At 70.9% G+C, this 8097-nt stretch carries 6 protein-coding genes; 4 read left to right on the forward strand and 2 right to left on the reverse strand.

Features of this window, described 5'->3' with window-relative positions; all coding sequences use genetic code 11:
- The first annotated feature begins 132 nt into the window (after nt 1–132).
- Complete coding sequence (locus tag AB0C36_RS09535; protein WP_358351731.1) at nt 133–1371, forward strand: hypothetical protein; 1239 nt, start codon at nt 133–135, stop codon at nt 1369–1371.
- 25 nt (nt 1372–1396) lie between these two features.
- On the opposite strand, the gene AB0C36_RS09540 is transcribed toward AB0C36_RS09535, so the two are convergent.
- Entirely contained in the window at nt 1397–2923 is a 1527-nt protein-coding gene (locus AB0C36_RS09540) for a purine-cytosine permease family protein (RefSeq protein ID WP_358351734.1), read from the reverse strand.
- A 275-nt stretch (nt 2924–3198) separates the two neighbouring features.
- Nucleotides 3199–4224: an agmatinase gene (gene speB / locus AB0C36_RS09545; protein ID WP_358351737.1), complete on the reverse strand. Its 1026-nt coding sequence runs from the start codon at nt 4222–4224 to the stop codon at nt 3199–3201.
- A gap of 104 nt (nt 4225–4328) precedes the next feature.
- Between speB and AB0C36_RS09550 the strand changes: the two genes are divergently transcribed.
- The 3 genes from AB0C36_RS09550 (at nt 4329) to AB0C36_RS09560 (ending at nt 7276) form a co-directional block, all read left to right on the forward strand.
- Nucleotides 4329–5066, forward strand: a complete 738-nt coding sequence (locus AB0C36_RS09550; RefSeq protein WP_358351740.1) for a TetR/AcrR family transcriptional regulator — start codon at nt 4329–4331, stop codon at nt 5064–5066.
- A gap of 84 nt (nt 5067–5150) precedes the next feature.
- Complete coding sequence (locus AB0C36_RS09555; RefSeq protein WP_358351743.1) at nt 5151–5372, forward strand: hypothetical protein; 222 nt, start codon at nt 5151–5153, stop codon at nt 5370–5372.
- A gap of 782 nt (nt 5373–6154) precedes the next feature.
- A complete protein-coding gene (locus AB0C36_RS09560; RefSeq protein WP_358351746.1) occupies nt 6155–7276 on the forward strand; it encodes an alpha/beta hydrolase in 1122 nt (373 codons plus the stop codon).
- The last annotated feature ends 821 nt before the right edge of the window (nt 7277–8097 follow it).

Raw genomic sequence — 8097 nt, forward strand, 5'->3', positions numbered from 1 at the left:
ATCAGGAGGCGAAGAGTGGATCTTGTCAATCGGGGGGACGGTTGAACTTTCGCATCCGGTGACTTTGGCCCGGTTCCAGGGCCGAGGGCGGCACCGGCCCAGCAGCAATCCCCGAACGCACCTGGATTCACCATGTCCAAAACCGCCCGGCGACAGCTCTCCCGGATAGTCGGCGTCTCCTGCCTGGCCGCCGCAGTCGCGTTCCCCACCGCGGCCGCCGCCGCGCCGGACGCCGATTCCCGGGCCCCGAACGCGCCCGTCGCCGACACACCGGCACCACCCGACCCGCCGTCGCCGGAACCCCCGGCACCCGATCCGCCGGACCCGCAGTCACCCGACGCACCCGAGCCGGAGTCCGAGCAGCCGGACGCGCCGGACGGAGGCACTCCCTCGGACAACGAGCCCGGCACGCCCTCGGAGGGGGAGTCCGGCAGTCCCTCGCAGGGCGAATCGCAGGCTCCGCAGATCCCGAAGCAGTTGCAGCAGTTCCAGGCGGGCGTGACGCCCCAGGAGGTCGAGGCCCGGATCGCCGCCCTCAACGTGTCCGAGGACGTGAAGAAGCAGCTCCGGGACGGGCTGGCCACGGCGTTGAAGGTCATCAACGATCCGGCCGCGACGCAGCAGAACAAGGACGTCTACAAGGTCATCGTGGACAACGTCAACGTGGTCCTGAAGGAGGCCTCGGCGCCCACGACTTCGGCGGCCGACAAGGCGCTCTACACCAAGCTCGCCCAGGGCATCAACGAAGCGGTGCGGCGCAGTCAGGACCCGAACCTGTCGGCGGCCGACCGGGAGAAGAACCAGGCGATCGCGCAGAACCTCGCCTTCTACTCGGCGGTGGCCCTGGACCCGATGACCCCGGCGGCGAACAAGGCCGACCTGCTCAAGACCGCCGACGAGATCGCCGGCGGCCTGGTGGCCGTCCAGAAGCCGGAGACGGCTCCGGAAAAGCCGGAGGACAAGGCGAAGGTCGAGGACGTCCTGAAGGAGAAGGCCGACGAGGTCGCGGACGCGGTGGTGGTCCTCCAGAACCCGAACGCGTCGCCGGAGGCGAGGTCGGCCGCGCAGCAGACGCTGCAGCAGCAGGCCGCCGTACCGGGCTCGTCCGGCTCGCCGGAGGACTCCAAGTACAACGAGTTCCTGGCGGCGGTCAGGAGTTATGACCCGCCGCAGGCTTGCATCGACGCCATCCAGAGCCGGACCAGCGAGGCCGGTTGGCCCGAGGGTGCCCTCTGGGGCCTGAGCGATGACTCGTGTGCCGACACGCTGTCCAAGGCTGCCGCCGACGACGACAGCAAGTGGAACCAGCTGTTCGACTGCGTCCTGAACAGCGCGTTCAGCACGTGCACCGCGTACATCCCGGAGAACTGACCCGGCGAGGACCGCGCGTGGACGGTCATCCGGTGCGCTCAGGGGCGGGCGTCCGGTGCCGGGGCCGGCGGCCTGCGGCGATGCGGGCCTCGGCGAGTTGACGGCGGTAGACGGTCGTGAAGAGCGCGGCGTAGACGCCGGCGCCGACGACCGGCCCGAGAATCGCCGAGGTGTCGGCACCGCCGAGTGCGTCGGCTACGGGGCCGACGTACATGGTGGAGTTCAGGCACAGCAACGCCACGGTGCTGCCCAGGAGTTGCGCGGCCAGCCCAGCGGTGTTGACGCCACCGTGGTACCAGTACGCGCCGGTGGGTGACTCGTCGTGGAGGCCCGGGCCCGGGTAGTGGTTGCGGCGCAGGACGAGGTCGGCCGCGCTGATGGCCAGGCCGGGGCCGAGGACCACCACGGTGAGTTCGAGGATGTTGTTCAGTGCGTCGAGGAAGTCGGTGACGAACAGCGCGTACGCGGCCACCGCCGTGGCGATCGCGCCGTCGAGGAGGACGGCGGTCCACTGGCCGACGCGTACCCCGATCGCCTGCAGCGCGAGCGCGGAGCTGTAGGTGGTGAGGATGTTGTTGGCGACCGAGCCGACCACGACGGCCAGGAGGAACAGCGGGTAGAACCACCCGGGCACGATCTCCCGCAAGGAGACCTGCGGATCGGTCATGTCGACGGCGGTGCCGGCCAGGACGCCGACCGCACCCAGGACGACCGAGGGGAGGAACCCGCCGAGCGCGGTCCAGCCGGCCACCGCACGGCGGGAGGCGTCGGCAGGCAGGTAGCGGGCGTAGTCGGCGCCGGTGCCCCAGGACAGCGGCCCGGAGGCGACGACCGCGAACCCGAGCAGCGCGGCGGCGAGCAGGTCCGCGCCCTGCGGGGCGCCGTCGGGCCGTCGGCCGGGGTCGGCGTGCACGACGACGAAGGCGGTGAGTGCGGTGAGGACGACCGCCAGGACCAGGGTGAACACCGGGCTGAGGCGCAGGATCAGGGCGTGCCCGTAGACGCCGACCACGAGCGTGCCGGCCGCGAGGACGGCGACGACGACGGCCTCGGTCGCGGTGGTCACGGTCATGCCGAGGTGGTCGAGCAGGGCGAAGGCGGCCAGGGACCCCATGGCGAGGTTGATCGCGGCGTACGCCACGCACACCGACCAGTTCGTGAGGACGACCGCGACGCGGTTGCCCCGGACGCCGTAGGTGGCACGGGCGAGCACACTGCACGGGGTCCCGGAGACCGGGCCGCTGACCGCGAGGAGGCCGTTGAACGCCCAGAACAGGTTGCCGAGGAGGACCACCAGCAGGCCCTGCCAGGTGTCGAGGCCGAGGAGGACGAGGGAGCCGCCGAGCACGATGGGCAGGTAGTTGATGTTCGCGCCGGCCCACACGAAGAAGAGCTCGCGGGGCCGGCCGTGGCGCTCGTCGAGCGGGATGAAGTCGATGCCGTGGGTCTCGATGTGCGAGGGGGGAGTTGCGGGCGCCGTGGCGGTGACCGTGCCGTCGGGCCCGAACGCGTCGGCGGCTCCCGCCGGTTCGGCGGATTCAGCGGTGGACACGGGGCCTCCTGGCGGGGATTTGGGCGGGGATTCGGGCGGGGAGCGGGGCAGGAACCGGGCTGGGGCCGGGGCTGGGGCACTGGTCCGGGGGCGATGGTCAGGGGAAGACGGGCAGGTGGGGTTGGGCAGGTCGAGTCGGGCAGGTCGAGTCGGGCAGGTCGAGTCGGGCCAGGGACTGGGGCGGCGGGTGCCCGGGGCTGCGGGCACCCGCCTGGTCGGTGGGGGCGGGGGCGTACCTGTCGTGCGGTGCCCCGCGCTCTCGTCAGCTGCCGGGATCAGCGGGCCGCGGACGCCTTGCCGCCGCGTCCGTCCAGCAGCGGCCGGGCGGGCTGCCAGGCGTCCCCGCGACGGCGGGCGGCCATGCCGGACAGGGCTTCGAGGACGATGCGGTTGCCCAGGAAGGCGGTGATGTCGGCGTGGTCGTACGGCGGTGAGACCTCGACGACGTCCATGCCGACGATCGGCAGTGTGAACGCGAGTCGCCGTACGGTGTCGAGGAGTTGCCGGGAGGTCAGGCCGCCGGGCTCGGGCGTGCCGGTGCCGGGTGCCATGCCCGGGTCGACGACGTCGACGTCGACGGAGAGGAAGACGCCGTCGCAGTCGTCCAGGGCGATGCCCATGGCCTCGTCCACGCACGTGTCGAGGCCGCGGGCGACGATCTCGCTCATCTCGTACGAGCGCATGTCCTGGTCGGCCATCCAGTCCAGCGTCTCGGCGTCGGGCCAGTAGCCGCGCAGGCCCATCTGGAGGAACCGGTCGCCGCGTACCGCCCCCGACTCCAGGAGGCGGCGCATCGGCTGCCCGTGCCCGTGCAGGTGCCCGAACTCGATGTGCGCGGTGTCGGCGTGTGCGTCGAAGTGGATGACGGAGACACGGCCGAATCCGTGGTGGCGGGCGACCCCTGTGATGTCGGGGAGGGCGACGGTGTGGTCGCCGCCGAGGACGAGCGGCACCGCGCCGGACGCGGCGACGGTCGCGACGGCGTCCTCGATCGCCTTGATACTGCCCTCGATGTCGCCCGCGAACATCTCGACGTCCCCGGCGTCCAGGACGCGCAGGTCCCGCAAGGCGTCGACGCGCAGCGGGAGGGACGGGCGGGACCCGTCGTGCGTGTTGTAGTCCGTGGACCGCATCGCGGACGGGCCGAAGCGGGTGCCGGGGCGGTGGCTGACACCGCCGTCGAACGGCGCCCCGACGATCACGACGTCGGCGTCCGCGTAGGTGGCGGGCTCGTCCAGCGTGCAGGGGTCCACCCCGAGGAAGGTGATGTCGGGGCCGAACATCGCTCCGTAGCGACTCATGGTGCTCTCCTTGCGCGATCTCCTGATGTTAAAGTCAGGAGGAGGTGGCCTGACATTAAAGTCAGGATCGGGGCGAGAGCAAGGGCTGTGACAGGATCGATGCCGTGAAAAAGCAGTCGGCGCAGGCGGAGGAAGCAACCGCGGGAACCTCGGGCGGGGCGCGCGAGGGCATTTTGCAGGCGGCCCTGGAGCTGATCGCCCGGGACGGCTTCGACGGGGTGCGCATCGCCGACATCGCGGCCCGGGCGGGCGTGTCCAGTCCGCTGGTGCACTACCACTTCGCCGATCGCGAGAAGCTGCTCACCGACGCGCTGACACACTCGCTGGCGCGCGCCGAGGCGCGGTTGGCACGCCGTACCCGGCACGCGCACCGCGACACCCCGGCCGAACGCCTGGCCGACCTGGTCGACTTCGGGCTCCCGCTCACGCACGACGACGTGCTCGAGTGCCGGCTGTGGACCGAGCTGGAGTCCCGGTCCGCCGGATCGGCGGAACTCGCCGCCACTCTCGGGGAGTTCCGCAACCGGGTCCTGCGTCCCTTTGCCGCCGTCGTCGAAGACGGCCTGGAGACCGGCGACTTCCGCGACTGCGACCCCGACGAGGTCGCCACCGTCGCCATGGCCCTGCTCGACGGCCTGACGATCCGGCTCCTCACCGGTGCCCCCGCCCTGGATCTCGCGGACGCCAGGCGCCTGGCCGCCCGCCAGCTCTGCCTGGCCGTCGGCTACCGCGGCGACCTGCCGTTCCAGCCGCTGCCCGACCCGGGCCCCCCGCCGCCCCCGCGGGCCCCGCAGCCGCCCGCCCGGCGGCGCCGCGCACCCCGGGCCTCGGCCCGCTTGTGACCCAGGGCGACGGCCCGTGGCTCTTCGCCACCCATCAAGGTCTGATCTGGAGTCGGGACCCCTGACAGCGCATACTGGCCCTACATGATGAAACGACCCGCGCCCCGGCGCCAGCTGTCCACAAGCCCCTTCACGGTCCCGGCCGCGCCGGTGGCCAAACACTTCGATCCAGGGGAACGGGTCTCACACGACCGTTACGGCCTGGGCAAGGTCATCGGTGTCGAGGACGAGACGGCGATGCTCGTCGACTTCGGCTCGTACAAAGTCCGGATCCTCAACCCCTACACAGGACTCCACAAGCTTTGACCCCATGAGCCGACCGGTCGTCGAGCACGTTCGAGGACTTCGGCCACCCGCCCAGGTCGGGCCCGAGAACGACCTGCGCGTCACAGCCATGCGCGGAACAACCGCGGACTGTTGACCGCAAGCGCTCCCACCACCGGGCAGCCCTGGACGCGCGTGCCGACCCTGTCCTGGTCGCGTTTGCAATCGTGAGGCGCAGGCCGAGTACTTCGGCGTACGGAAATTGCCGGCAGCCGACGCATCGCCCCGGGCGCGACCACCGTGTCCGCCCGGCGAAGCGACAGCGTGCGCGCGTTGCCGGATCCACTCCGCGTTGCTTCCAACGGGCCGCAATCTTGTCCTGGCCGACAAGGGTGGGCGGCAGCCATGCCTTGTGCCCGGACGCAAGTGCCATCCGCGCGTCGGCCAATCGGCCGATGGTGCGCGTACCTGCCGGACGATCCGGGCTGCGCCCGCGTCTTCCGATGAGCGTGTCCCACAGGAGACTTGCCGTGGCGGGGCACGACCGGGACGCCAAGTCCCGGCGGGGACCGAGCGGACGCCGTCCCCCCCACACACACACGGCTGTGAGCGGAATCCGGCCACCATCAGTCGGGCGAAGACCCGTGCCCTTCCTGCCCTTTGCTTGACATCTCAGGCTGCGCGATCAAATCTATGCCCGACCGGTCGGTCATAAACGACGGGGCAGTCGCCGACGCCCTTGGCAAGTTCGGTGCACCAGCCATGGACCGTGCCGTGCCCACAGGCCCGTACGAACGCGGGCCGCAGACTTCGGGGGACCACCAGTGAAACGCAGCCTCACCATGTCCGCCGCGGCGGTCGCCACGGCGGTCGCCGCTTTTGCGACCGCGCTCGTCGGCCCGTCCGCCGCGCGGGCCGAAGACCCGCCCACCTCTCCGCCGGTTCTTGCCGACGCGTACGGGCTGACCCAGCTGCCGACCGCGCCCAGGCCGGAAGTGCCCAACACCGCACACGACTTCGTGATCACCGTGTCGACCCCCGAGGTCGCCGGGACGGCGCTGAACGACGGCGGGCACCACATCAGGATCGTGCTGCCGTCCGACTACTACACCAACCCCGGCAAGCGCTATCCCGTGCTCTACCTGCTCAACGGCTCCAGCCCAACATCCGACCCCGCCACGTACTTCTCCGCCTACCCGACGATCGGCAGCTCGGCCGGGATGATCTTCGTGATGCCGGACGGCGGCCCGCGGGGCTGGTACGCCAACTGGCTCAACCAGAACAGCGCCGCCGGCCCCCAGCGGTGGGAGAACTTCCATATCAACCAGGTGATTCCGTTCATCGACGCGAACCTGCGTACCGCCCCCGACAAGCAGCACCGGGCCGTCGCCGGCATCTCCATGGGCGGCTTCGGCGCCGTCCGCTACGCCGAGCGCCACCCCGAACTGTTCTCCCAGGTCGCCTCGTTCTCCGGCGACCTGGACCTGTCCCGCATGTCCGCCGACCTGCGCCTGGCCGTCGTCGCCTCGCTGACCACCTACAGCCCCCAGGTCGGCAGCGACGACTTGTTCGGCACCCCGTACCCGTTCTCCGTCAACTACCCCTACTCCGACGTCCTGTGGAACGACGCCAGCCCGGCCACGCACGCCGCCGCCCTGCGCGGCATCGGCGTCTCCATCTACGTCGGCAACGGCGGCGGCGGCGCGGTCCCGCCCGTCCCCGTCAACGACCCCTACGGCCTCGCCCTCGAATGGTGGCTGCCCGGCGCCGCCAACCACTTCAAGGCAGCCCTGGACGCCGCCGGCGTGCCCTCCTACTTCGTCAACTACGGCGACGGCACCGGCACCCCCTGGGCCGACTGCCGCGGCGGCCACAACTACCTCTGCTGGAAGCAGGACCTCGCCGACTACATCCCCCGTCTCCAACAAGCCTTCAACATCGCCTGACCCCCGCCCCGCCCCGACCCCAGGCCTGCCCGCCACGGCACCCGACACCCCCCGTGGCGGGCAAGGCGCCCACCCAGCTGTCCGCCCCCATGGGGGCGGCCGCCGCGGCTGCGCCTTGTCGCGGATTTCACCGCAAGCGATACGTCCACACGCAACACCACACGAGGGTCCGCCAGGGGCGTCAATGACCGCCGCGACCTCCGCGGCCACCAAGGTCTCAATCGGGTCGCTGTCGGTCTTCGACATGTCGGGCATTGACTGGGAGGATCGCCAGACGTCGCCGACGGATTCGTGACCACGGGCGCGCCCGGCCAGTTCGGTTAGGAAACGGGGGGCTTGGCGGCAGCCGTTGCCGACGAGTATCGGCCGGACGTACACGATCGCCCGTCGGAGCCGGGGAGGCAGTGAGGGGTTTGTCGTCGGGGAGATCCCGCGTACCGCCCTGGGGTCCGACATGTACTGGACGCCGGCCGATGGCTGGCTGTTCACGACGGAGTACATGGCCCGGTGGAAGTGCCGTACCGCCTCGCCAAGTCAGTAGCGCGAGCAGTCACCGCAGCACCGCGGATTCCGCCCCTTCGATACGCGGATCTCGAATCGCGCGGGCACACGTGAGCGACGTCCGCTCTCAAGCCGGGGCCCGGTGAACGTCCTACAGCAGCGGTTGGGGCACACGCATTGCCCGGAATACAGGCCGAGGCAGCCGCAAAGTTCGCGGCCCTCTGAACCTGATCAGTGTTGCACTCGGTGTTGCTGCCCGAAATGCAAAAAAGCCCTGTGACCAGGGCTTTTGCCGGTGTCCGAGGGGGGACTTGAACCCC

Source organism: Streptodolium elevatio (genome assembly GCF_040649515.1).
In the GTDB taxonomy this organism is placed as follows: Bacteria; Actinomycetota; Actinomycetes; order Streptomycetales; family Streptomycetaceae; genus Yinghuangia; species Yinghuangia elevatio.

What these genes read in the sequence shown, in the direction of transcription:
- AB0C36_RS09535 (WP_358351731.1), top strand. Translation starts at nt 133, where the DNA reads ATGTCCAAAACCGCCCGGCGACAGCTCTCCCGGATAGTCGGCGTCTCC.
- speB (WP_358351737.1), bottom strand. Translation starts at nt 4,224, where the DNA reads ATGAGTCGCTACGGAGCGATGTTCGGCCCCGACATCACCTTCCTCGGG.
- AB0C36_RS09555 (WP_358351743.1), top strand. Translation starts at nt 5,151, where the DNA reads ATGATGAAACGACCCGCGCCCCGGCGCCAGCTGTCCACAAGCCCCTTC.